The sequence below is a fragment of the Kitasatospora sp. NPDC004531 genome (genome assembly GCF_053602195.1).
In genome coordinates this window covers 1-22995 of record NZ_JBSGDD010000038.1, presented here as the reverse complement: position 1 = coordinate 22995, position 22995 = coordinate 1, and the positions used below count along the sequence as shown (strand labels likewise).

Below are 22995 nucleotides of genomic sequence, written 5' to 3'. Positions count from 1 at the left end.
TCGCACCTCCGCGGGCCAGTCAATCAGAGCGCGGCGGCGCGCAGCCTGAACAGGGTGCCCGGGACGCAGAACAGCAGGACGAAGAGCGGGACCATCGAGGTCATCGCCCAGAGCGAGCCGGTGATCACGAACAGCGCCGGGGGTATCACCACGGCCGCCACGGCCGGGGTGACGCGGACGCCGAGCTCCACCCGCCCGCCGGCGGGGAAGTCGACGTCGAGGGCGTCGGAGCGGAGCGGGACGATCGGGCGGACGGGGAAGGGCAGGTCGAGCCGGACCTGGATCCGGTGGGTGCCGGGGGTGAGGTCGAAGGGCGTGTCCTCGTCGAGCTCGGCGAGGCCGAGGGCGGCGCCGTCGGCGTCCACCCGGTAGCGGGCGCGCCGCGGGCGGCGCTCGCCGCGGCTCCAGGCCTCCCTCGTGCGGGAGCCGGCCGCTCTGACCAGGAGCGTGCTGCTTCGGCTGTTCATCGTGTCCCCCCGGGCGCGGATGTCGGTGCAGCACAGCGGCGCGGCTTCCGGCCGAACCTTGTCATATCCCAATTCACCTGGTGAGAATGTGCATATGGATATGCACAGTGTCGTCGTCCAGGTCGGCAAGGCCGACGTCAGCGCCGAGGATGTCCTCGCCGTCGCCCGGGGCGGGGCCCGGGTGGAGATCGGGGCGGACGCGCTCGCCGAGATGGCGGCCGCGCGGGCCCGGATCGACGCGCTCGCCGCCGAGCCGCGGCCGGTGTACGGGGTCTCCACCGGGTTCGGCGCGCTGGCCGTGCGGCACATCAGCCCCGAGCTGCGCGCCCAGCTGCAGCGCTCGCTGGTGCGCTCGCACGCCGCCGGCATGGGCCCGGTGGTGGAGACCGAGGTGGTCCGGGCGCTGATGTTCCTGCGGATGAAGACGCTCGCCTCCGGCCGCACCGGCGTCCGCCCGCTGGTCGCCGAGACGATGGCCGCCCTGCTGAACGCCCGCATCACGCCCGCCGTAAGGGAGTTCGGCTCGCTCGGCTGCTCCGGCGACCTCGCCCCGCTGTCGCACTGCGCGCTCGTCCTGATGGGCGAGGGCACCGCGTTCGGCCCCGACGGCGTCGAGAAGGACGCCGCCGAACTGCTCGCCGCCGCCGGCATCGAACCCGTCGAACTGCTGGAGAAGGAGGGCCTGGCCCTCATCAACGGCACCGACGGCATGCTCGGCATGCTGGTGATGGCCCTCGCCGACCTCCGCCGCCTGTACACCACCGCCGACATCACCGCCGCGATGACGCTGGAGGCGCTGCTCGGCACCGACAAGGTGCTCGCGCCCGACCTGCACGCCCCGATCCGCCCGCACCCCGGCCAGGCCGCCGCCGCCGCCAACATGCTGGCCGTGCTGCGCGGCTCCGGCCTCACCGGCCACCACCAGGACGACGCCCCGCGCGTCCAGGACGCCTACTCGATCCGCTGCGCCCCGCAGGTGGCCGGCGCCGGCCGCGACACCCTGGCGCACGCCGCGCTGGTCGCCGACCGCGAACTCGCCGCGTCCGTCGACAACCCGGTGGTGCTGCCCGACGGCCGGGTCGAGTCCAACGGCAACTTCCACGGCGCGCCCGTCGCCTACGTGCTGGACTTCCTGGCGATCGCCGCCGCCGACCTCGCCTCGATCTCCGAGCGCCGCACCGACCGGCTGCTCGACAAGGCCCGCTCGCACGGCCTGCCCGCGTTCCTCGCCGACGACCCGGGCGTGGACTCCGGCCTGATGATCGCCCAGTACACCCAGGCCGCGCTGGTCAGCGAGAACAAGCGGCTCGCCGTGCCCGCCTCGGTCGACTCCATCCCGTCCTCGGCGATGCAGGAGGACCACGTCTCGATGGGCTGGTCCGCCGCCCGCAAGCTGCGCCAGGCCGTGGCCAACCTCGGCCGCGTCCTGGCCGTCGAACTCGTCGCCTCCGCACGGGCGTTGGAGATCCGGGAGCAGGCCGCCGAGCAGCCCGGCGCGCTCGCCCCGGCGACCGCCGCCGCCGTCGCCGCCGCCCGGGGGGCCGGCGTCGGCGGGCCCGGCCGCGACCGCTTCCTCTCCCCGGACCTGGAGGCCGCCGCCGCGCTGGTCGCCTCCGGCGCGCTGATCGAGGCGGTCCAGCAGGTCACCGGCCCGCTGGCGTAGGCGACACGGGACGGGCGCGGCGGACTACTGTCCGAACGCGCCCGTCCCGGCTGGCGATACGCCATTGCCCACCTGCCGGGACTGCGCCACAGTCGTCCCACCGCCGAAGCCACCGGCGACCGCCCAACCGAGCGTGGAGGTACCCGAGATGACCGCCCTGGACGACACCGGAACGAGCAGCGGTCCCTCCGCCCGGCTGCTCCAGCTCTTCGAGGGCCACCGGCTGACGCCCACGCAGCGGCGGATCGCCCACTCGCTGGTCCGGCACGCCACCGAGGCGCCGTTCCTGTCCAGCGTCGAGGTCGCCGAACTCGCCGGCGTCAGCCAGCCGTCCGTCACCCGGTTCGCCGTCGCGCTCGGCTACGACGGCTACCCCGCGCTGCGCAGGCAGCTGCGCGAACTCGGCGTCGGCGAGGCCGGCGCGCCCGAGAGCCACCACGACGTGGTCCGCAACGAGCACCAGCAGGCCGTCCTCGCCGAGATCGAACACCTGCGGCACCTCGCCGAGTTGCTCGCCGACCCCGCGCCGATCGTCCGCGCCGCCCGGCTCCTCGCCGCCTCCCGCCCGCTGCCCGTGCTCGGCCTGCGCGCCGCCTCCGCCCAGGCCCGCGGCTTCTCCTACTTCGCCGCCAAGGTCCACCCCGACATCCGGCTGCTCGACGAGGGCGGCTCGATGCTCGCCGACCGCCTCGAACAGGCCGTCTCCGCCGGAGCGAGCGCCCTGCTGTGCTTCGCGCTGCCCCGCTACCCGCGCGAGCTGATGGACGCCCTCGCCGTAGCCCGCGACTGCGGCCTGACCGTCCTCACCGTCGCCGACTCCGCCTTCTCGCCCGTCGCCAAGCTCTCCGACGTGATGCTGCCCGCCGCCGTCGGCACCGGCCTGGTCTTCGACACCGCCTGCGCCCCGATGGTGCTCGGCCGGGTCCTGCTGCAGGCCATGTGCGACGAGATCCCCGGCGCGGAGGCCCGGCTCGAAGCCATCGAGCAGTCCGCGACCGCCCGTCAACTGTTCCTGGACTGACACCGGTTGTTCGCCCAATGACCCCCCTGCGCCGGGTTGACGAGCGGCCGCGGGCGGGCATCTTCCCCCTAGGGACGAAGACAGCTTTGGACGGGGGAAGTCCAATGCCACCACCGATCCACCAGATGCGACTCACCGGCCGGCTCGGCTCCGGCGCCGACGAATGGTCCTGCCCGCAGTGCGGCCGGCGCATCGCGCTGCGCCGCCCGCCGCACCCCGAACTCACCGTGCTCGACCCGGGCGACGAGGAAGCCGTGCACATCGGCGTCCTGGAACCCGGCGACCCCGCCGCCGAAGAGGCCGCCGCCCGCTACGGCGTCGGCCCCGTCCAGCACATCCCGCGCCCCGCGCCCCGCCCCGGCGAGCCGACCCCGCAACCCGACGCGGAGGACCGCCGCTGGCTCGCCGAGATCGGCATCGACTGGGACGGCGACGCGGCCGCCTGACGGCGGGTCGGCCGGCCGGCCCTAGGATGACCGGGGGAGGGGGACCGATGCGCAGGTGGCTGGGCGGGCTGTTCGCGGCCGGGGGTGTGCTGGCGGCGGCCGCCGCGTGGTGGGGCGTGTGGGAGGGCCGGTCCGGCGGCCGGACGGCGGTGGCCGACCTGCTCGGCCGGCCGGTCACGCTGTGCCTGGCGGCCGCGGCGCTGTTCCTGGCGGCGTCGGCGGCGCTGCGCCGGAGCGGCAGCGACCGCGCCGGGTGGCCGGTGACGCTGGTGCGGGTCGGGATGCTGGGCGTGCTGGCCTGCGCCCCGGCGCTGTTCCACGGCGGCCCCGACCGCACCGTGGCGCACCGCGAGGCCGCGCCCGGCGGCGCGGAGCGGGTGCTGCGGGTGCTGCACCAGGGCATCGGCCTGGAGACGGAGTCCCAGGGCTGGTCCGTCGAGGTGGAGGACGGCTCCGGCTGGTCGGCCCGGCGGTGGCAGGTCTACGCCCAGGCCGGGAAGTGGCCCGGCGACGGCCTGTTCACGGCTGCGACCTGGGACGGCCCCGACCGGATCGTCGTCACCACCGACGCCGACGTCCAGGTCTACGACGTCTCCGGCGGCGCCCCCGTGCTGCTGTCCACCACCCCCGCCTGACACCGCCGAGCGCCGCCCGCCGGGTGGGGCGCAGACTGGAAGCGGCGCACTGTTCGGGTGCGCGGTGGCGGGTGATGGTCATGTATTGGCACCACGGGTACCACCACGGCGGCTGGTCGTGGGTGCTGCCCGGGATCACGTTCATGCTGGTCGTGCTGCTGGTGATCGTCGTGCTGGCCGCGCTGTGGCGCGCGTCCGCGACGCACCGGGCGGGCGGGTGGCCGGACGGGCCGCGGTGGGGGAGTCCGCCGCAGGGCCCGGCCCCGGAGGCGGAGCGGGTGCTGGCCGAGCGGCTGGCCCGGGGCGAGATCGACGTCGAGGAGTACCGGCACCGGCTGGCGGCGCTGCGCGGTGAGGACGGGCCGCCGAGTGGGCCGGGGGATCCGGGGAAGAGCTGACGAAGGGGCGTCGACGCGGGCGTCCGAAACTCTGGTCAGCCCCAGGCTGTTTGGATATATTCACTCTGCTTGATCGTGAATGAATCCATCCGCAAGGAGGCTGGTCCATGGCAGAGCAGGCGAGCGGCCCGCGCGAGGTGCGCGCGGCGCGGGGCACCGGGCTGAGCACGCAGGGCTGGCAGCAGGAGGCCGCCCTGCGGATGCTGATGAACAACCTCGACCCGGAGGTCGCCGAGCACCCGTCCAAGCTGGTGGTCTACGGCGGCACCGGCAAGGCCGCCCGCGACTGGCGCTCCTTCGACGCCATGGTGCGGACCCTCCAGGGCCTCAAGCAGGACGAGACCATGCTGGTCCAGTCGGGCCGGCCGGTCGGCGTGATGCAGACCCACGAGTGGGCGCCGCGCGTGCTGATCGCCAACTCCAACCTGGTCGGCGACTGGGCGAACTGGGAGGAGTTCCGCCGCCTGGAGTCGCTCGGCCTCACCATGTACGGCCAGATGACCGCCGGTTCGTGGATCTACATCGGCACCCAGGGCATCCTGCAGGGCACCTACGAGACCTTCGCGGCCGTCGCCGACAAGCGCTTCGGCGGCACGCTGGAAGGCACCATCACCCTCACCGCCGGCCTCGGCGGCATGGGCGGCGCCCAGCCGCTGGCCGTCACCATGAACGGCGGCGTCGCGATCTGCGTCGACTGCGACCCGTCCCGGATCGCCCGCCGGATCGAGCACCGCTACCTCGACGTCGAGGCATCGAACCTCGACCACGCGCTGCAGCTCGCCACCGAGGCCCGCGACAAGCGGCAGCCGCTCTCCATCGGCCTGCTCGGCAACGCCGCCGACCTGCTGCCGCAGCTGCTCGCGATGGACGCCCCGATCGACATCGTCACCGACCAGACCAGCGCCCACGACCCGCTGGCCTACCTGCCGACCGGCGTCGCCTTCGAGGACATGGCGACCTACGCGGCCGAGAAGCCCGCCGAGTTCACCCTGCGCGCCCGCGAGTCGATGGCCCGGCACGTGGAGGCCATGGTCGGCTTCCAGGACCGCGGCGCGGAGGTCTTCGACTACGGCAACTCCATCCGCGGCGAGGCCCAACTCGCCGGGTACGACCGGGCGTTCGCCTTCCCCGGCTTCGTCCCCGCGTACATCCGGCCGCTGTTCTGCGAGGGCCGGGGCCCGTTCCGCTGGGCCGCGCTGTCCGGCGACCCGAAGGACATCCACAAGACCGACAAGGCCGTCCTCGACCTGTTCCCGGAGAACGAGTCGCTGCACCGCTGGATCAGGATGGCCCAGGAGAAGGTGCACTTCCAGGGCCTGCCCGCGCGGATCTGCTGGCTCGGCTACGGCGAGCGCGACAAGGCCGGCGAGCGGTTCAACGACATGGTCGCCTCCGGCGAGCTGTCCGCGCCGATCGTGATCGGCCGCGACCACCTCGACTGCGGCTCCGTCGCCTCCCCGTACCGGGAGACCGAGGCGATGCTCGACGGCTCCGACGCGATCGCCGACTGGCCGCTGCTGAACGCCATGGTCAACGTCGCCTCCGGCGCGTCCTGGGTGTCCATCCACCACGGCGGCGGCGTCGGCATCGGCCGCTCCATCCACGCCGGGCAGGTCACCGTCGCCGACGGCACCCCGCTGGCCGGCGAGAAGATCCGCCGCGTCCTCACCAACGACCCCGGCATGGGCGTCATCCGGCACGTCGACGCCGGGTACGACCGGGCGGCCGAGGTGGCCCAGGAGCGTGGCGTGCGCGTTCCCATGGCGGAGCTGTGACCGAGGGCTTCGACGCGATGTGGGCGGAGCTGCTCCCCGTGGGCCGCTCCGCCGCCACCGGCGGCTACCGCCGGCACGCCTGGAACTCCGCCGACGCCGAATGCCGGGCCTGGTTCGAGGAGCAGGCCCGGGCCCGCGGCCTGCGCTACGAGACGGACCGCAACGGCAACCAGTGGGCCTGGCTCGGCGACCCGGCCGCCGGGGACGCGGTCGTCACCGGCTCGCACCTGGACTCCGTCCCCGACGGCGGCGCCTACGACGGCCCGCTCGGCGTCATCTCCTCCTTCGCCGCGCTCGACGAACTCCGTTCGCGCGGAGCCGAGTTCACCCGGCCGCTGGCCGTCGCCAACTTCGGCGACGAGGAGGGCGCCCGGTTCGGCGTCGCCTGCGTCGGCTCCCGGCTCGCCACCGGCGTCCTCGACCGGGACGCCGCCTACCGGCTGCGCGACGCCGACGGGGTCTGGCTGGCCGACGCGATGACCCGGGCCGGGCACGACCCGGCCCGGATGGGCGCCGACCCCGAACTGCTGGGCCGGATCGGCGCGTTCGTGGAGCTGCACGTCGAACAGGGCCGCTACCTGACGGACGAGCAGCCGGTCGGCGTGGCCAGCGCGATCTGGCCGCACGGCCGTTGGCGGTTCGACTTCCACGGCGAGGCCAACCACGCCGGCACCACCCGGCTGGCCGACCGCCGCGACCCGATGCTCACCTACGCCACCACCGTCCTCGCCGCCCGCAAGAAGGCCCGCCTCGCCGGGGCGCTCGCCACCTTCGGCAAGGTCGCGGTCGAGCCCAACGGCACCAACGCGATCGCCTCCCTGGTGCGCGGCTGGCTCGACTCCCGGGCCGCCGACGAGCAGACGCTGGGCGACGTGGTCGACGCGATCGGGAAGTCGGCGGTCGAGCGGGGCGAACGCGACGGCGTGCGGGTCGAGTTGACCCGCGAGTCGTACACGCCGGTGGTCGACTTCGACGGCCCGCTGCGCGACCGCCTGGCCGGCCTGCTCGGCGCCCCCGTGCTGCCCACCGGGGCGGGACACGACGCGGGCATCCTGGCGTCCGCCGTCCCGACCGCCATGCTGTTCGTGCGCAACCCCAGCGGGGTCTCGCACTCCCCGGCCGAACACGCCGAGCGGGCCGACTGCCACGCCGGAGTCGCCGCCCTCGCCGACGTACTGGAGGACCTCGCATGTCGCCCGTCGTGACGTACTGGGCCGAACACGCCTGGCTGCCGGGCCCCGACGGCCCCGCGGTCGGGCGCGAGGTGCTGATCGCCGTCGGCCCCGGCGGGCGGATCGCCAAGGTCACCCCGGACAGCGGCCCCTGCCCGCCCGGGGCCGTCCGGCTGGCCGGCCTCGCCCTGCCCGGGCACGCCAACGCCCACTCGCACGCCTTCCACCGGGCGCTGCGCGGCACCGTCCAGGTCGGCTCCGGGACGTTCTGGACCTGGCGCGACACCATGTACCGGGTCGCCGCCGCGCTCGACCCCGACAGCTACCTGGCGCTCGCCACCGCCGTGTACGCCGAGATGGCCCTGGCCGGCATCACCGCCGTCGGCGAGTTCCACTACCTGCACCACGCGCCCGGCGGCGTCCGGTACGACGACCCGAACGCGATGGGCGGGGCGCTGATCGAGGCCGCCGCCCGGGCCGGCATCCGGATCACCCTGCTCGACACCTGCTACCTGTCGTCCGGCTTCGGCGCCGAGCCGACCCGGGAACAGCTGCGGTTCTCCGACGGCACCGCGGACGCCTGGGCCGAGCGGGCCTCCGCGCTGACGGCCGCCGAGCACGCCCGGATCGGCGCCGCCGTGCACTCCGTGCGGGCCGTCCCCGCCGGGCAGCTGGGCACCGTCGCGCACTGGGCCGCGATGCGCAAGGCCCCGCTGCACGTCCACCTCTCCGAGCAGCCCGCCGAGAACGACGCCTGCCTCGCCGCGCACGGCGTCACCCCCACCCGGCTGCTCGCCGACCACGGCGTGCTCGGGCCGCGCACCTCGGCGGTGCACGCGACGCACCTGACGGACGAGGACGTCCGGCTGCTGTCCGACAGCACGACCGCCGTCTGCATGTGCCCCACCACCGAACGCGACCTCGCCGACGGCATCGGCCCCGCCCGGCGGCTGGCCGCCGCGGGCTGCCCGATCACCCTCGGCAGCGACAGCCACGCCGTCATCGACCCGTTCGAGGAGGCCCGGGCGCTGGAGCTCGACGAACGGCTGCGCACCCGCACCCGGGGCCACTGGACGGCGAACGCGCTGCTCAGGGCGGGCACCGAGGACGGGCACGCGTCGCTCGGCTGGGACGGGGCGGGGCGGCTGGAGGCCGGCTTCCTGGCCGACTTCTGTGTGATCGCCCTGGACAGCATCCGGACGGCCGGTCCGCCGCCGGAACTGGGCGCGGAGACCGCGGTGTTCGCGGCGGGCGCGGCGGACGTCCGGCACGTGGTGGTCGGCGGGCGGCACATCGTCGAGGACGGGGTGCACCGGCTGGTGCCGGAACCCGCGCGGGCGATGGCGTCGGCGGTGGGCGCACTGCGGTAGGGCGGACCTCCCGGGCCCGTTTCGCGCAGTTCCCCGCGCCCCCGACGGGGCGAGGACACAGACAACCGACGAAGGGCAGCTTCATGAGCACGCTGATCAGCAATATCGGGTCGCTGGTCACCAACGACCCGACGCTCGGCGAAGGCCCGCTCGGCCTGCTCGCCGACGCCGCCGTGGTCGTCGAGGGCGACCGGGTGGCGTGGGCGGGCCCCGCCGCCGACGCCCCCGCCGCCGACGAGCGGGTGGACGCGGCCGGGCGGGCGCTGCTGCCCGGGTTCGTGGACAGCCACTCGCACCTGGTGTTCGCCGGCGACCGCACTGCCGAGTTCAACGCGCGGATGGAGGGCCGGGCGTACTCGGCCGGCGGCATCCGGACCACCGTGGCGGCGACCCGGGCCGCCTCCGACGCCGAGCTGAACGCCAACCTGACCCGGTTCCTGGCCGAGATGCTGCGGCAGGGCACCACCACGGTCGAGGTGAAGTCGGGCTACGGGCTGAGCACCGCCGACGAGGCCCGCTCGCTGCGGATCGCGGCCGGGCACACCGAGGAGACGACGTACCTCGGGGCGCACGTGGTCGGCCCCGAGTACGCGGACGACCCGGCGGGCTACGTCGAGCTGGTGACCGGCGAGATGCTGGAGGCCTGCGCCCCGTTCGCCCGCTGGGTGGACGTGTTCTGCGAGCGCGGCGCGTTCGACGGCGACCAGGCGCGGGCGGTGCTGACGGCCGGGATGGCGAAGGGGCTGCGGCCCCGGGTGCACGCCAACCAGCTGACCTTCGGCCCGGGCGTGCAGCTCGCGGTGGAGCTGGGAGCGGCGTCCGCCGACCACTGCACCCACCTGACCGACCAGGACGTGGCGGCGCTGGCCGACGGCGACACCGTGGCGACGCTGCTGCCGGGCGCGGAGTTCTCCACCCGGGCGCCCTACCCGGACGCGCGGCGGCTGCTGGACGCCGGGGTGCGGGTCGCGCTGTCCACGGACTGCAACCCCGGCTCCAGCTTCACCAGTTCGATGCCGTTCTGCGTCGCCGTCGCGGTGCGCGAGATGGGCATGACCCCCGACGAGGCCGTGCACGCCGCCACCGCGGGCGGCGCGCTGGCCCTGCGCCGCACCGACGTCGGCCGGATCGCCCCGGGCGCCCGCGCCGACCTCCAGCTGCTGGACGCCCCCTCCCACGTCCACCTCGCCTACCGCCCGGGCGTCCCGCTCACCGCCGCCGTCTGGCAGGGCGGCGTCCGCCGGATCTAGCGCACGTCGCCCATCAGCGCGCCGACCCGGCCGCGGGCCGAGAACAGGCCGATGCCCGCGGCGACGGCCAGCAGGCCCTGGACGGCGAAGTACCAGGTGGAGCCGACCACCTGGTCGCCGAGCAGCAGCTGGGCGATCGCCGCCACGCAGTCGCCGGCGGTGACGGCGAGGAACCAGATGCCCATCATCTGGCTGGCGTACTTGGCGGGTGCCAGCTTGGTGGTGACGGACAGGCCGACGGGGGAGAGGGTCAGCTCGCCGACGGTCTGGATCAGGTAGACCACGGCCAGCCACAGCGGGGTGACCCGGGTGTCGCCGCTCGCGGAGGCCATCGCCAGCATCATCACCAGGAACGACGCGCCTATCATCAGCAGGCCGAAGGCGAACTTGGCGGTGGTGGAGGGGTTGCGGTTCCGCCGGGCGGCGGCGTTCCACAGCCAGGCGAAGACCGGGGCCAGCGCCATGATGTACAGCGGGTTCAGCGACTGGAACCAGCTGGACGGGAACGAGAAGCCGAACAGGTCCTTGTCGGTGTGCCGCTCGGCGAACAGCGTGAGCGTCGAGGCGGACTGGTCGTAGATCATCCAGAAGATCGCGGCGGCGACGAAGAACCACACGTAGCCGTTGATCCGGGAGCGCTCCTGGCCGGTCAGCTCCTTGTCCCGGCGGATCCGGGCGAACACCACGACGGGGATGGCGATGCCGGCCAGCGACAGCGGCCAGATCAGCCAGCCGGAGGTGAAGTGCCCGGTGCCCACCAGGCTGCCGTAGAACAGCGCGGCGACGGCCAGCCAGAGGCCGGCCCGGCGCAGCAGCGTGCGGCGCTCGGCGGCGCCGAGCGGGGCGCAGACCACGTTCGAACGCGGGCTGAGGTGCCGGCTGCCCAGCAGGTACTGGATCAGGCCGAGGGCCATGCCGACGCCGGCCATCGCGAAGCCCAGGTGCCAGTTGACCTTCTGGCCGATGGTGCCGATCACCAGCGGCGCGAAGAACGAGCCGAGGTTGATGCCCATGTAGAAGATCGTGAAGCCGCCGTCCCGGCGCGGGTCGTTGGGCCCGTCGTAGAGGTGGCCGACCATGGTCGAGATGTTGGACTTGATCAGGCCGGAGCCGATCGCGATCGGCACCAGTCCGAGGAAGAACATGGCGGTGCCGGGCACCGCGAGCATGAAGTGTCCGAGGATGACGGTCAGGCCGCCGACCATGACGGTGCGCCGGGCGCCCAGGACGCGGTCGGCGAGCCAGCCGCCGGGCAGCGCCAGCAGGTAGACCATCGCGGTGTAGACCGAGACCACCGCCGCCGAGGTGGCGATGCCCAGCTCCAGGCCGCCGTGGGCCTTGTCGGTGGTCATGTAGACGTACAGCAGGGCCTTCATGCCGTAGAAGCTGAAGCGCTCCCAGGTCTCCGTCATGAAGAGGGTCGCGAGGCCGCGGGGGTGGCCGAAGAAGGTCCGGCCGTTGGAGGGGGAGGACCCTACCTCGGACTCCAGGGTGCTCGAAGCCATGCTGATTCCTTGCCTGTCTTGCTCGGGTTCTCCACCACTGTAAGTCGCGAGTTCGGCCGACTGCGGAGCGTGAATGGTATTCGGAAGGTAAAGAAGAGCGCCCCGGCACCGTGCCTTTCGATGCTCTGGCGGGAGAATTGCCTGCGATGACAAGGCCGGTGCGAAGAATGTCCATGTAAGTGCAGTTGCTGCAGAAAATGCCCGCGAACGCAAGTCGATCACGCCCTGTGACAGTGTTCACAGCGCCCCGCCCGGGCGCGTCGAAAGCCCTCGCGACCCCCTGATCGGGCGTCCCGGAGCGGTCTACCATCGCCCCTATGACCTGTGTGCTGCTGGCCGAGGACGACCCGGCAATCTCCGAACCGCTGGCCCGCGCCCTGCGCCGCGAGGGCTACGAGGTACTCGTCCGCGAAGACGGACCGGCCGCCCTGGGCGCCGGTCTCGGCGAGGACGTCGACCTGATCGTGCTGGACCTCGGGCTCCCCGAGATGGACGGCCTGGAGGTGTGCCGGCGGCTGCGCGCCGACGGCAAGAGCTTCCCGGTCCTGGTGCTCACCGCCCGCGCCGACGAGGTGGACACCGTCGTCGGCCTGGACGCCGGCGCCGACGACTACGTCACCAAGCCGTTCCGGCTCGCCGAGCTGCTGGCCCGCGTCCGTGCCCTGCTCCGGCGCGGCAACGTCGACCAGCTGACCACCGGCGCGCACGGCGTGAAGATCGACATCGAGTCGCACCGCGCCTGGCTCGGCGAGGAGGAACTCACCCTCTCCGCCAAGGAGTTCGAGCTGCTCCGGGTGCTGGTCCGGGACGCCGGGCGGGTGGTCACCCGCGAGGAGATCATGCGCCAGGTCTGGGACACCACCTGGTGGACCTCCACCAAGACCCTGGACATGCACATCTCCTGGCTGCGCAAGAAGCTCGGCGACGACGCCGCCAACCCGCGCTACATCGCCACCGTGCGCGGCGTCGGCTTCCGCTTCGAGAAGAACTGAAGGACCACCCGGCGTGAAGCGCAGGATGATCAACTCACTGCTGGGCGTCGTCCTGGTGGTGGTCGCGGTGTTCTGCGTGCCGCTGGCCCTGATCGAGAAGCAGTCCATCGTCAACGCCGCCAACGACCGGGTGGACGCGGAGACGGTCCGGGTGCTCGGACTGGTCGAGAGCCGGCTCGCCGCGGGCGAGCCGGTCAGCGGCGAGAAGTTCGCCGCCGTGGTGACCGAGAACTTCTACGTCACCGTGGACATCCCCGCGCAGCCGCAGATCGTCCTCGGCCGCCCGATCCACGGGCCGGCGCTGACCGCCACCGAGACCGGGGCCAGCGGCGAGAGAGTCACCGTCGTCCAGTCCCGCACCGCGCTCGACCACGAGATCGGCAACATGCTGCTGCTGCTCGGCGTGGTCGCGCTGCTGGCCGTCCAGGCCGCGGTGGCGCTCGCCGTCTGGCAGGCCAAACGCCTCGCCCGGCCGCTCACCGAACTCGCCGAGACCGCCGAACGGCTCGGCTCGGGCGACCCCCGGCCGCAGGGCCGCCGCTACGGCGTGCCCGAACTCGACCGGATCGCCGAGGTGTTGGACACCAGCGCGGAACGCATCGCCCGGATGCTCACCGCCGAACGCCGGCTCGCCGCCGACGCCTCGCACCAGCTGCGCACCCCGCTCACCGCGCTGTCCATGCGGCTGGAGGAGATCACCACCCTCGCCGAGGACCCCGACACCGTCCGCGAGGAGGCCACCATCGGCCTCCAGCAGGTCGAACGGCTCACCGACGTGGTGCAGCGGCTGCTCACCAACCAGCGCGACCCCAACAACCCCACCGCCGTGAGCTTCTGCCTGGACGAGGTGCTCAAGCAGCAGGTCGAGGAGTGGGGCCCGACGCTCCGCGACAGCGGACGCCAACTGGTCGTCGAGGGCCTGCGCGACGTCCGCGTCATCGGCACCCCCGGCACCGTCTCCCAGGTGCTGGCCACGCTGATCGAGAACTCGCTGATGCACGGCGCCGGCACCATCACCCTGCGGGCCCGGCGCTCCGGCAGCTCGGTGGTCGTCGAGGTCCAGGACGAGGGGCCGGGCGTGCCCCGCGAACTCGGCAACCGGGTCTTCGAACGGGCCGTCAGCGGCCGCAACTCCACCGGCATCGGGCTCGCCGTCGCCCGCGACCTCGCGGAAGCCGACGGCGGCCGCCTCGAACTGCTGTCGCTGCGGCCGCCGGTGTTCGCGCTGTTCCTCGCCCACGCGGGCGAGTAGGTCACTTGCTGAGCGAGCGGTTCTCCTCGGCGGCCAGCAGCAGCTCGGCCTCCTGCACCACCTCGGGGTCCTCCAGCTCCGGCATCGCCTTGAACACCCAGGTGCGGTAGGAGATGAAGCGGAAGACGGTGGCGATCACCAGGCCCAGGAACTTGCCGCCCAGCTTCTCGAACGGGGTGTCCAGGCCCAGCACGTACTGGGTGAAGCCGAGGGTGCCGGTCTCGATCAGCATGCCGATGCCGCTGAACAGCAGGAACAGCGTGATCTCGCGCTTGCGGGAGGCCGCGTCGCGGTCCTTGTACAGCCAGTACCGGTAGCCCAGGTAGTTGGTGCAGATCGCCACCAGGGTGGCCGCGATGTTGGAGCGCAGCGAGGCCAGGCCGATGACGTTGTTGAGGATCCAGAACAGGGCGAAGTTGACCACCACGCCCGAGGCGCCGATCACCGCGAAGCCGACCGCTTCCAGGGACAGGCCGCGCAGCCGCTGGTTCAACGAGGGGCGCGCTTCTGTAGTGCTCGTCATCCGGGCTGCTCCGTATGCTTCACATGATCGGATTAAGTCGCGACGTGCGATCCGGCGCACCAGGCTACCCGCACCTACAGAGTGCTCCGTGCCACGCCCGGTGCGTGAGCCCCCCGCGCACGCCGGTGTCGGGCCGCTGACCGGCCCCGATATCCTGGAGCGCGTGACTGTAGCGGGCAATGCGAACTTTCCAGTGGTCGGAGTCATCGGCGGCGGGCAGCTCGCCCGCATGATGCACCAGGCGGGCATCCCGCTGGGCATCCGCTTCAAGCTCCTCGCCGACACTCCCCAGGAGTCGGCCGCGCAGGTGGTCGGCACCACCGAGTACGGCGACTACCGCGACCTCGACGTGCTGCGGGCCTTCGCCGCCGGCTGCGACGTCATCACCTTCGACCACGAGCACGTGCCCACCGAGCACCTGCGCGCCCTGCAGGCCGAGGGCGTCGCCGTCCGGCCCGGCCCCGAGGCGCTCGTCAACGCCCAGGACAAGGGCGTCATGCGGGCCAAGCTCGACTCCATCGGCGTCCCCTGCCCCCGGCACCGGATCGTCGCCGACCCGGCCGACGTCACCGCGTTCGCCGCCGAGGGCGACGGCTACCCCGTCGTCCTGAAGACCGTGCGCGGCGGCTACGACGGCAAGGGCGTCTGGGTCGTCGAGGACGAGGCCGGGGCCGCCGCCCCGTTCCTCGCGGGCGTTCCCGTCCTCGCCGAGGAGAAGGTCGACTTCGTCCGCGAACTCGCCGCCAACGTGGTGCGCTCGCCCAGCGGGCAGGCCGTCGCCTACCCGGTCGTCGAGTCCGTCCAGGAGAACGGCATCTGCGCCGAGGTCACCGCCCCCGCGCCCGACCTCGACCCCGCCCTCTCCGACGAGGCCCAGCAGCTCGCCCTCCGGATCGCCGGCGAACTCGACATCACCGGCCACCTCGCCGTCGAGCTCTTCCAGACCCGCGACGGCCGCATCCTGGTCAACGAACTCGCCATGCGCCCGCACAACTCCGGCCACTGGACCCAGGACGGCGCCGTCACCTCCCAGTTCGAGAACCACCTCCGCGCCGTCCTCGACCTCCCCCTCGGCGACCCCCGCCCCCGCGCCAAGTGGACCGTCATGGTCAACGTCCTCGGCGGCGACTACCCCGACATGTACCACCCCTTCCTGCACTGCATGGCCCGCGACCCCGGCCTCAAGATCCACATGTACGGAAAGGACGTGAAGCCCGGCCGCAAGGTCGGCCACGTCAACGTCTCCGGGGAATCCCTCGAAGACACCCGCGAACGCGCCCGCCACGCGGCCGCCTACCTGCGAGGAACGATCACCGATTGACCTTCCCCTCCTCCTCGGAGGGGGTCCCTCGGCCTCGCGACCGAGCCGCCGCGCGTGAGCGCGGCGGTGGGACGACTTCCTGCTTCATCGACGACTGCCCGCCCGGAGTGCTCCGTTGAGGTCCTACGCCGTCTCCACAGGCTGCTGCCGCCGGCCCGGCGGCCAGGATGTTGCGTGCCGCGTTGACGTCCCGGTCGTGGACCGCACCGCAGTCGCACGTCCAGTCGCGGACGTTCAGGGGCAGGGAGGCGCGGACGCTTCCGCACCCGCCGCACAGCCTGGAGCTGGGGAACCACCGGTCGACGGTGATCAGCTCGCGGCCGTACCAGGCGCACTTGTACGCCAACATGGCCCGCAGCTCGCTCCAGGCGCAGTCCGCGACCGCGCGGGAGAGCCGCCGGTTCCTGAGCAGGCTGCGGACCGGCAGGTCCTCGACCACGACCGTTTGGTTCTCGCGGACGAGTCGAGTGGTGAGCTTGTGCAGGTGGTCCCGGCGGCGGTCGGCGATCTGCGCGTGGAGGCGGGCCACCCTGCGTCGTGCCTTCTCCCGGTTCGCCGATCCCGGCGCCTTGCGTGCGAGCGCTCGCTGGGCTCTGGCCAGCCGTTTCCGGGCGCCGCGTTCGTGCCCGGGATTGGGGATCTTCTCGCCGGTGGAGAGAGTCACCAGGGACGTGACGCCGAGATCCAGTCCCACAGCCGTGTCCACCGCCGGCAGCGGTCGGACGCCCGGGTCGTCGCACAGCATCGACACGAACCACCGGTCCGCCGCGTCCCGCGAGACGGTCACGGTGGACGGGGCGGCGCCCTCGGGCAGTGGCCGCGACCAGGCGATGTCGAGCGGCCCGGCCATCTTCGCCAGCGTCAGCCGTCCGTCCCGGTAGCGGAATGCGGAGCGGGTGTACTCGGCACTGTCACGAGACCGCTTCTTCGACTTGAACCGGGGGTGATTCGCCCGCCTCTGCCAGAAGTTGGTGAACGCCGCCTGCAAGTGCCGCAGGGCCTGCTGCAGGGGAACGGAGGACACCTCGGTGAGGAACGACAGTTCCTCGGTCCGCTTCCAGGCCGTCAGCATCGCCGACGTCGCGCCGTAGCCCACCCGCTCGCCGCGAGCCGTCCAGGCTTCGGAGCGGGCCGCCAGCGCCCGGTTGTAGACGAGACGCACGCATCCGAACGTGCGCAGCAGCTCGGCCGCCTGCGCATCGGTCGGGTAGAAGCGGAACCGGAACGCCCGCTTGACGTGAACGGCACTCACGACCCACACGTTAGAACCCGCCACTGACACTGCGTCAGGTGGCGTCCTCGCCCCGGCCGATGCCGTGGGCACCCATGAAAGGACTGTTATGACCCAGGCACCCCTTGTCGGCATCGTGATGGGCTCGGACTCCGACTGGCCCGTGATGGAGGCTGCCGCGCAGGCGCTCGACGAGTTCGAGATTCCGTACGAGGTCGACGTGGTGTCGGCGCACCGGATGCCGCGGGAGATGGTGGCGTACGGGGAGCGGGCGCACGGGCGCGGGCTGAAGGCGATCATCGCCGGGGCCGGCGGGGCGGCGCACCTGCCCGGGATGCTGGCGTCGGTGACGCCGCTGCCGGTGATCGGGGTGCCGGTGCCGCTGCGGTACCTGGACGGGATGGACAGCCTGCTGTCGATCGTGCAGATGCCGGCCGGGGTGCCGGTGGCGACGGTCTCGGTGGCCGGGGCGCGCAACGCGGGGCTGCTCGCGGTGCGGATGCTGGCCGCGTTCGACGCCGAACTGGCCGAGAAGATGGTCGAGTTCCAGGCCGAGCTGAACAGCCAGGCGACCGAGAAGGGCCGCAAGCTCCGGGCCAAGGTGGCGGGAAACGAATCGTTCGGCTTCGGCAAGCAGTAGTACGTAGTAGAACGGGAGGATGACTCCCGAACTGATCGAGCGTGCCAGGGCCGTCCTCCGCACCGCCCCCGTGGTGGACGGCCACAACGACCTGCCGTGGGCGATGCGCGCCATCGCCGGCTACGACATGGACGCCGTCGACCTGGCGGCCGATCAGAGCCACCGGCTGCACACCGACTTCGGCCGCCTGCGCGCGGGCGGGGTCGGTGCGCAGTTCTGGTCGGTGTTCGTGCCCGCCGAGCTGGCCGGGGACGGCGCCGTCAGCGCGACCCTGGAGCAGATCGACTTCGTCCGGGCGATGACCGAGCGCCACCCGGCGGAGCTGCGGCTCGCGCTGACCGCCGACGACCTGGAGGCCGCCCGCGCCGAGGGCCGGATCGCCTCGCTGATGGGCGCCGAGGGCGGGCACTCCGTCAACTCCTCGCTGGCCACCCTGCGGGCGCTGTACGAGCTCGGCGTGCGCTACCTGACGCTGACCCACAACTCCAATGTGCCGTGGGCCGATTCGGCCACCGACAAGCCCGTGCACAACGGCCTCACCAGGTTCGGCGAGGAGGTGGTCCGGGAGATGAACCGGCTCGGCATGCTGGTCGACCTGTCGCACGTCTCGCCCGACACCATGCGCGACGCGCTGCGGGTCTCCGAGGCCCCCGTGCTGTTCTCGCACTCCTCCTCCCGCGCGGTCTGCGACCACCCGCGCAACATCCCCGACGACGTGCTCGCCGCGCTGCCCGGCAACGGCGGCGTCGCGATGGTCACCTTCGTGCCGATGTTCGTGCTGGCCGACGCGATCGAGTGGACGTACGCCGCCGACGCCAACATGACCGCGCACGGCTTCAGCCCGTTCGACACCTCCCCGGAGGGCCGGGCCGTGCAGCGGGCCTTCGCCGAGACCCGCCCGCGCCCGATCGCCACCGTCGCGCACGTCGCCGACCACCTCGACCACATGCGCGAGGTCGCCGGCATCGACCACCTCGGCATCGGCGGCGACTTCGACGGCACCCCGTTCACCCCCGCCGGCCTGGACGACGTGGCCGGCTACCCGGCGCTGCTCGCCGAACTCCTGCACCGCGGCTGGTCCGAGGCCGACCTCGCCAAGCTCACCTGGCACAACGCCGTCCGGGTGCTGCGCGACGCCGAGACGGTGGCCGGCCGGCTGCGGGCCGAACGCGGGCCGTCGATCGCCACCCGGGAGCAGCTGGACGGCGCGTGAACCACCGGCTTGACCCTGCCCCTGGGGCAGACCCCACGCTGACCGGCGTGGAGGAAGAACGGCTGCTCACCACCGGCGAGTTCGCCCGCCGGGGCCTGCTGTCGCCGAAGGCGCTGCGACTGTACGACCGGCAGGGCCTGCTGCCGCCGGACCGGGTCGACCCGGACACCGGCTACCGGTACTACCGGGCCGGCCGGCTGGCCACCGCGCGGCTGATCGTCCGGCTGCGCGGGCTGGACATGCCGCTCGCCACGGTCGCCGAGGTGCTCGCCCTGCCGGGCCCCGCGGCGGCCGAGCGGGTCGCCGGGTACTGGGCGGCCGTGGAACGGCGCACCGTCTCGCAGCGGGCGCTGGCCGATCACCTCCGCGTCCAACTCAGCGGTCTGGAAGGAATCGACGAGATGTACCGCATCGAACAGCGTGACGTGCCCGAGCAGTTGGTGCTCACCGAGCAGCGCCGGGCCAAGCCCCAGGAGCTGGACGCCTTCATCCCGGAGGCGACCGAGCGGCTGGCGGCGATCGCGGCGGCCCACGGCGGTGTCGCCGCCGCGCCGTTCGTGATCTACCACGGCCAGGTCGACGAGGACAACGACGGCCCGGTCGAGGTCTGCGTCCCGATCGACCCGGCCCGCGCGGAGGGCCTGACCGCCGCGCACCGGATCGAGCCGGCGCACCGGGAGGCGTACACCACCATCACCAAGGCCCAGGTGGAGTACCCGCAGATCCTGTCCGCCTACGACGCGGTGTGCGCCTGGATGGAGCAGGCGGGCACCCGGCGCACCGGCCCGGGCCGCGAGGTGTACTTCGCCGACTGGGCGAGCGCCGCCCCCGCCGACGAGGTCTGCGACATCGCCTTCCCCGTCGGCGCCTGACGCACCGCTACAGGCGGGGCAGCTCGATCGCCGGGCAGCGGTCCATCACCATGTCCAGCCCGGCGGCCCGGGTGCGGTCGAAGGCGGCCTCGTCGACCACCCCGAGCTGGAACCAGACGGCCTTGGCACCCTTCGCCACCGCCTGGTCGGCGACCTCGCCGGCCAGCTCGGAGTTGACGAACACGTCCACCACGTCGACCGGGAACGGGATCTCGGCGAGCGAGGCGTAGCCCTGCTCGCCGAGCACCGTCTCGGCCTTCGGGTGCACCGGCACGATCCGCTTGCCGGCCTGCTGGAGCACCCGGGCCACCCCGTACGCGGCGCGCCCGGTGTTGGTGGACAGGCCGACCACGGCCCAGGTGTCGCCCGAGGAGGTGAGGATCTTCCGGACGGTGGCGTCGTCTCCGTAGCTCATGCCAGGGCCAACGACGCCACCGGAGCGGTCATTCCGCGAACGGCCGGCCCATCGCCCGGTACGTCCAGCCGGCGGCCCGCCAGGCCTCGCCGTCCAGCACGTTGCGGCCGTCCAGCAGGCGGCGCTCGGCGACCAGCGCACCGACCTCCGCCGGGTCCAGCTCGCGGAACTCCTGCCACTCGGTCAGGTGCAGCACCACGTGCGCGCCCTGCACGGCCTCCAGCGCGGAGGACGCGTACGACAGGCTGGGGAACATCTTGCGGGCGTTGTCCATCGCCTTCGGGTCGTACACCGTCACCTGGGCGCCCTGCAGCTGGATCTGCCCGGCGACGTTCAGCGCCGGCGAGTCCCGGATGTCGTCCGAGTTCGGCTTGAACGCCGCGCCCAGCACCGCGACCCGGCGGCCCAGGAAGCCGCCGCCGCACTGCTCGCGGGCCAGCTCCACCATCCGGGAGCGGCGCCGCATGTTGATCGAGTCGACCTCGCGCAGGAAGGTCAGCGCCTGGTCGGCGCCCAGCTCCCCGGCCCGGGCCATGAACGCCCGGATGTCCTTGGGCAGGCAGCCGCCGCCGAAGCCGAGCCCGGCGTTCAGGAACTTGCCGCCGATCCGGGCGTCGTAGGACAGCGCCTTGGACAGCTGCACCACGTCCGCGCCGGCGCTCTCGCAGACCTCGGCCATCGCGTTGATGAACGAGATCTTGGTGGCCAGGAAGGAGTTCGCGGCGGCCTTCACCAGCTCGGCGGTCGCGAAGTCGGTCACCACGAACGGCACGCCGTCCGCGATCGGGCCCGCGTACACCTCGCGCAGCACCTGCTCGGCGCGCTCGCTGCGCACGCCCACCACCAGGCGGTCCGGGTGCAGGGTGTCGCCGACCGCGAAGCCCTCGCGCAGGAACTCCGGGTTCCACGCCAGCTCGACCTGCTCGCCGGCCGGGGCCAGCGCCGCCAGGCGCTCCGCCAGCCGGTTCGCCGAGCCCACCGGCACGGTGGACTTGCCGACCACCAGGGCGGGCCGGTCCAGGTGCGGGGCCAGCGAGTCCACCGCGCTGTCCACGTAGCTCATGTCGGCCGCGAACTCGCCCTTGCGCTGCGGGGTGTTCACGCAGACGAAGTGCACGTCGCCGAAGGCCGCCACCTCCTCCCAGGAGTCGGTGAACCGCAGCCGCCCGGTCGAGCCCTCGTGCCCCGCCACGTGCTTGAGCAGCAGCTCGGACAGCCCGGGTTCGAACATCGGCACCCGGCCGGCGGCCAGCGCCGTCAGCTTGTCGCGGTCGATGTCCAGCCCGAGGACCTCGAAGCCGAGCTCGGCCATGCACGCGGCATGCGTGGCGCCCAGGTAGCCGGTACCGATCACCGTGATGCGCGGAGCCACGGGCGTTCCCTTCGTTCGGGCCGTTCAGGCAGTGCGACGGCCGCACGCACAGATGGTATCGGTACCGCTGTCACCTGCCGGATCCGCCGATTTCACGGTTTCCGCCCGAAAGCCCGTACGAAAGGTTCACAATGCGCGCATGACTGCCGAGGACCGGCCGGACCGGGCCGACGAGGACCAGGCACCGCTCAGCATCTTCGACCGCGACGACGATTCCTTCGACGAGACCGGGCCGGACGCCGACACCGCGCCGCGCCGCCGCCGGGGCCGCCGGCTGCTGCTGTGGACCCTCGCCGTGCTGCTGGTGCTGTTCGGCGGCGGCCTGGGCGTCCTGGCGTGGACGGCCGACCACTACGCGTCCTCGGTGGAACGGATCCCGAACGCCTTCCCCACCGGCGCCGCCGGGCAGCCCACCGCCGTCCCGCACACCGGCCAGACCTTCCTGCTGGTCGGCCTGGACGCCCGCGCCGACCAGGCCACCACCGGGCAGGGCGCGAAGGCCCCGGCCTGGCAGCTCGGCGCGCAGCGCAGCGACACCATGATGCTGATGCACATCTCCGCCGACCGGAAGTCGGTCTCGGTGGTGTCCATCCCGCGCGACACCTGGGTGCCCGTCCCCGGGCACGGCAACGCGAAGATCAACGCCGCCTACTCCTGGGGCGGGCCCGCACTGATGGTGCAGACCGTCCAGGACCTCACCCACATCCGGATCGACCACGTCGCGGTGATCGACTGGAACGGCTTCCGCGCCCTCACCGACGCCGTCGGCGGCGTCGACATCACGATCCCGCGCACCATCGAGGCCAAGGGCGACGCCCGCGAGTGGCTGGCCGGCACCCACCACATGGACGGCGCCGAGGCCCTGCTCTACGTCCGCGAACGCCACGGCCTGCCCAACGGCGACCTCGACCGCACCAAGCGCCAGCAGAACTTCCTGCGCGCGCTGATGCTGCGCACCATGGACTCCGGCACCCTCTCCAGCCCCGGCAGGCTCACCGGCCTGCTCGGCACCGTCGGCGACGTGGTCTCGGTCGACGACCGGCTCAGCAACACCGACCTCTACGACCTCGCCTGGAGCCTGCGCGGGGTGCGCCCCGACGGCGTCCACTTCCTGAACGCCCCGTTCGGCGGCTTCGACTCCGTCGACGGCCAGTCCGTGGTCCGGATGGACAGCGGCGCGGCCGGCCTGCTCTGGGACGCGATGCGCGGCGACCGGATGGACGAGTACCTCGCCCAGCACCGCACCAGCGCGGACACCCTCGGCGACAGCGTCGACTGACGGGCCCCGCGAGCCTAGGATGGCCCCGGTTCATTACTCGGCGGTAACTAGCGCAAGGGGCAGAGCAGATGGCGGGCAACTCCGGAGCGGACTTCGACCTCTACCGGCTGGGCGAGGAGCACGAGATGCTCCGTGAGTCGGTGCGTTCGCTGGCGGAGGCGAAGATCGCCCCGTTCGCGGCGG

The 22995-nt window shown here is 73.0% G+C and carries 22 protein-coding genes; 16 read left to right on the top strand and 6 right to left on the bottom strand.

Going from position 1 to position 22995, the window contains the following annotated elements; all coding sequences use genetic code 11:
• Positions 1-23 precede the first annotated feature (23 nt).
• Positions 24-467 (bottom strand): hypothetical protein, encoded by a 444-nt coding sequence (locus ACWEMJ_RS17420; RefSeq protein WP_452137918.1) that lies wholly within the window; start codon positions 465-467, stop codon positions 24-26.
• 94 nt (positions 468-561) lie between these two features.
• Here ACWEMJ_RS17420 and hutH point away from each other — a divergent pair, with 94 nt between their 5' ends.
• The 9 genes from hutH (at position 562) to hutI (ending at position 10197) form a co-directional block, all read left to right on the top strand.
• On the top strand, positions 562-2130 hold the full coding sequence (gene hutH, locus ACWEMJ_RS17415; RefSeq protein WP_452137917.1) for a histidine ammonia-lyase: 1569 nt from the start codon (positions 562-564) through the stop codon (positions 2128-2130).
• A gap of 148 nt (positions 2131-2278) precedes the next feature.
• Positions 2279-3151, top strand: coding sequence for a MurR/RpiR family transcriptional regulator (locus tag ACWEMJ_RS17410; protein ID WP_452137916.1), 873 nt, complete (start codon positions 2279-2281; stop codon positions 3149-3151).
• 104 nt (positions 3152-3255) lie between these two features.
• A complete protein-coding gene (locus tag ACWEMJ_RS17405) occupies positions 3256-3597 on the top strand; it encodes a hypothetical protein (protein ID WP_452137915.1) in 342 nt (113 codons plus the stop codon).
• 47 nt (positions 3598-3644) lie between these two features.
• Entirely contained in the window at positions 3645-4232 is a 588-nt protein-coding gene (locus tag ACWEMJ_RS17400) for a hypothetical protein (protein ID WP_452137914.1), read from the top strand.
• An 80-nt stretch (positions 4233-4312) separates the two neighbouring features.
• Positions 4313-4630, top strand: coding sequence for an SHOCT domain-containing protein (locus ACWEMJ_RS17395; RefSeq protein ID WP_452137913.1), 318 nt, complete (start codon positions 4313-4315; stop codon positions 4628-4630).
• Positions 4631-4737: 107 nt separating this feature from the next.
• The gene (gene hutU / locus ACWEMJ_RS17390) at positions 4738-6405 is read left to right on the top strand and encodes a urocanate hydratase (RefSeq protein ID WP_452137912.1); all 1668 of its coding nucleotides are present in this window, start codon (positions 4738-4740) and stop codon (positions 6403-6405) included.
• A gap of 17 nt (positions 6406-6422) precedes the next feature.
• Positions 6423-7610, top strand: a complete 1188-nt coding sequence (locus tag ACWEMJ_RS17385; protein WP_452137954.1) for an allantoate amidohydrolase — start codon at positions 6423-6425, stop codon at positions 7608-7610.
• Positions 7595-8947, top strand: a complete 1353-nt coding sequence (locus ACWEMJ_RS17380) for a formimidoylglutamate deiminase (protein ID WP_452137911.1) — start codon at positions 7595-7597, stop codon at positions 8945-8947. Before ACWEMJ_RS17385 ends, ACWEMJ_RS17380 begins: the two co-directional genes overlap by 16 nt.
• Positions 8948-9030: 83 nt before the next feature.
• Positions 9031-10197, top strand: coding sequence for an imidazolonepropionase (gene hutI, locus ACWEMJ_RS17375; protein WP_452137910.1), 1167 nt, complete (start codon positions 9031-9033; stop codon positions 10195-10197).
• Here hutI and ACWEMJ_RS17370 read toward each other — a convergent pair.
• The gene (locus ACWEMJ_RS17370; RefSeq protein WP_452137909.1) at positions 10194-11702 is read right to left on the bottom strand and encodes a peptide MFS transporter; all 1509 of its coding nucleotides are present in this window, start codon (positions 11700-11702) and stop codon (positions 10194-10196) included. The genes hutI and ACWEMJ_RS17370 overlap by 4 nt on opposite strands.
• Positions 11703-12019: 317 nt before the next feature.
• Here ACWEMJ_RS17370 and ACWEMJ_RS17365 point away from each other — a divergent pair, with 317 nt between their 5' ends.
• On the top strand, positions 12020-12694 hold the full coding sequence (locus ACWEMJ_RS17365; protein WP_285740005.1) for a response regulator transcription factor: 675 nt from the start codon (positions 12020-12022) through the stop codon (positions 12692-12694).
• Between the two features lie 13 nt (positions 12695-12707).
• A complete protein-coding gene (locus tag ACWEMJ_RS17360) occupies positions 12708-13946 on the top strand; it encodes an ATP-binding protein (protein WP_452137908.1) in 1239 nt (412 codons plus the stop codon).
• 1 nt (position 13947) lies between these two features.
• Here ACWEMJ_RS17360 and ACWEMJ_RS17355 read toward each other — a convergent pair whose 3' ends face one another.
• Positions 13948-14469 carry a GtrA family protein gene (locus ACWEMJ_RS17355; protein ID WP_452137907.1) on the bottom strand — a complete coding sequence of 174 codons (522 nt, stop codon included), beginning with the start codon at positions 14467-14469 and terminating at the stop codon, positions 13948-13950.
• 163 nt (positions 14470-14632) lie between these two features.
• Between ACWEMJ_RS17355 and ACWEMJ_RS17350 the strand changes: the two genes are divergently transcribed.
• A complete protein-coding gene (locus ACWEMJ_RS17350) occupies positions 14633-15790 on the top strand; it encodes a 5-(carboxyamino)imidazole ribonucleotide synthase (protein ID WP_452137906.1) in 1158 nt (385 codons plus the stop codon).
• Here the strand turns inward: ACWEMJ_RS17350 and ACWEMJ_RS17345 are convergent.
• Positions 15780-17072, bottom strand: coding sequence for an RNA-guided endonuclease InsQ/TnpB family protein (locus ACWEMJ_RS17345; RefSeq protein WP_452137905.1), 1293 nt, complete (start codon positions 17070-17072; stop codon positions 15780-15782). The two genes, ACWEMJ_RS17350 and ACWEMJ_RS17345, sit on opposite strands and share 11 nt — an antisense overlap.
• Positions 17073-17130: 58 nt before the next feature.
• Here ACWEMJ_RS17345 and purE point away from each other — a divergent pair, with 58 nt between their 5' ends.
• The 3 genes from purE to ACWEMJ_RS17330 are packed head-to-tail and all read left to right on the top strand — an operon-like array spanning position 17131 to position 19746.
• Positions 17131-17661 carry a 5-(carboxyamino)imidazole ribonucleotide mutase gene (gene purE, locus ACWEMJ_RS17340; RefSeq protein WP_452137904.1) on the top strand — a complete coding sequence of 177 codons (531 nt, stop codon included), beginning with the start codon at positions 17131-17133 and terminating at the stop codon, positions 17659-17661.
• A gap of 19 nt (positions 17662-17680) precedes the next feature.
• Positions 17681-18874, top strand: coding sequence for a dipeptidase (locus tag ACWEMJ_RS17335; RefSeq protein ID WP_452137903.1), 1194 nt, complete (start codon positions 17681-17683; stop codon positions 18872-18874).
• Between the two features lie 47 nt (positions 18875-18921).
• Positions 18922-19746, top strand: a complete 825-nt coding sequence (locus ACWEMJ_RS17330; RefSeq protein WP_452137902.1) for a MerR family transcriptional regulator — start codon at positions 18922-18924, stop codon at positions 19744-19746.
• 7 nt (positions 19747-19753) lie between these two features.
• Here the strand turns inward: ACWEMJ_RS17330 and ACWEMJ_RS17325 are convergent, their stop codons facing one another.
• Positions 19754-20161 carry a CoA-binding protein gene (locus ACWEMJ_RS17325; protein WP_452137901.1) on the bottom strand — a complete coding sequence of 136 codons (408 nt, stop codon included), beginning with the start codon at positions 20159-20161 and terminating at the stop codon, positions 19754-19756.
• A 28-nt stretch (positions 20162-20189) separates the two neighbouring features.
• Positions 20190-21533 (bottom strand): UDP-glucose dehydrogenase family protein, encoded by a 1344-nt coding sequence (locus ACWEMJ_RS17320; protein ID WP_452137900.1) that lies wholly within the window; start codon positions 21531-21533, stop codon positions 20190-20192.
• A gap of 139 nt (positions 21534-21672) precedes the next feature.
• Between ACWEMJ_RS17320 and ACWEMJ_RS17315 the strand changes: the two genes are divergently transcribed.
• Complete coding sequence (locus ACWEMJ_RS17315; protein ID WP_452137899.1) at positions 21673-22812, top strand: LCP family protein; 1140 nt, start codon at positions 21673-21675, stop codon at positions 22810-22812.
• Positions 22813-22995: the final 183 nt, after the last annotated feature.

Excerpts from the sequence above, each read along its gene's own strand:
- hutI (WP_452137910.1), top strand. The coding sequence starts at position 9,031 with ATGAGCACGCTGATCAGCAATATCGGGTCGCTGGTCACCAACGACCCG.
- hutU (WP_452137912.1), top strand. The coding sequence starts at position 4,738 with ATGGCAGAGCAGGCGAGCGGCCCGCGCGAGGTGCGCGCGGCGCGGGGC.
- ACWEMJ_RS17395 (WP_452137913.1), top strand. The coding sequence starts at position 4,313 with ATGTATTGGCACCACGGGTACCACCACGGCGGCTGGTCGTGGGTGCTG.
- ACWEMJ_RS17335 (WP_452137903.1), top strand. The coding sequence starts at position 17,681 with ATGACTCCCGAACTGATCGAGCGTGCCAGGGCCGTCCTCCGCACCGCC.
- purE (WP_452137904.1), top strand. The coding sequence starts at position 17,131 with ATGACCCAGGCACCCCTTGTCGGCATCGTGATGGGCTCGGACTCCGAC.
- ACWEMJ_RS17315 (WP_452137899.1), top strand. The coding sequence starts at position 21,673 with ATGACTGCCGAGGACCGGCCGGACCGGGCCGACGAGGACCAGGCACCG.
- ACWEMJ_RS17420 (WP_452137918.1), bottom strand. The coding sequence starts at position 467 with ATGAACAGCCGAAGCAGCACGCTCCTGGTCAGAGCGGCCGGCTCCCGC.
- hutH (WP_452137917.1), top strand. The coding sequence starts at position 562 with ATGGATATGCACAGTGTCGTCGTCCAGGTCGGCAAGGCCGACGTCAGC.
- ACWEMJ_RS17380 (WP_452137911.1), top strand. The coding sequence starts at position 7,595 with ATGTCGCCCGTCGTGACGTACTGGGCCGAACACGCCTGGCTGCCGGGC.
- ACWEMJ_RS17365 (WP_285740005.1), top strand. The coding sequence starts at position 12,020 with ATGACCTGTGTGCTGCTGGCCGAGGACGACCCGGCAATCTCCGAACCG.
- ACWEMJ_RS17400 (WP_452137914.1), top strand. The coding sequence starts at position 3,645 with ATGCGCAGGTGGCTGGGCGGGCTGTTCGCGGCCGGGGGTGTGCTGGCG.
- ACWEMJ_RS17385 (WP_452137954.1), top strand. The coding sequence starts at position 6,423 with ATGTGGGCGGAGCTGCTCCCCGTGGGCCGCTCCGCCGCCACCGGCGGC.
- ACWEMJ_RS17410 (WP_452137916.1), top strand. The coding sequence starts at position 2,279 with ATGACCGCCCTGGACGACACCGGAACGAGCAGCGGTCCCTCCGCCCGG.
- ACWEMJ_RS17405 (WP_452137915.1), top strand. The coding sequence starts at position 3,256 with ATGCCACCACCGATCCACCAGATGCGACTCACCGGCCGGCTCGGCTCC.
- ACWEMJ_RS17325 (WP_452137901.1), bottom strand. The coding sequence starts at position 20,161 with ATGAGCTACGGAGACGACGCCACCGTCCGGAAGATCCTCACCTCCTCG.
- ACWEMJ_RS17370 (WP_452137909.1), bottom strand. The coding sequence starts at position 11,702 with ATGGCTTCGAGCACCCTGGAGTCCGAGGTAGGGTCCTCCCCCTCCAAC.
- ACWEMJ_RS17355 (WP_452137907.1), bottom strand. The coding sequence starts at position 14,469 with ATGACGAGCACTACAGAAGCGCGCCCCTCGTTGAACCAGCGGCTGCGC.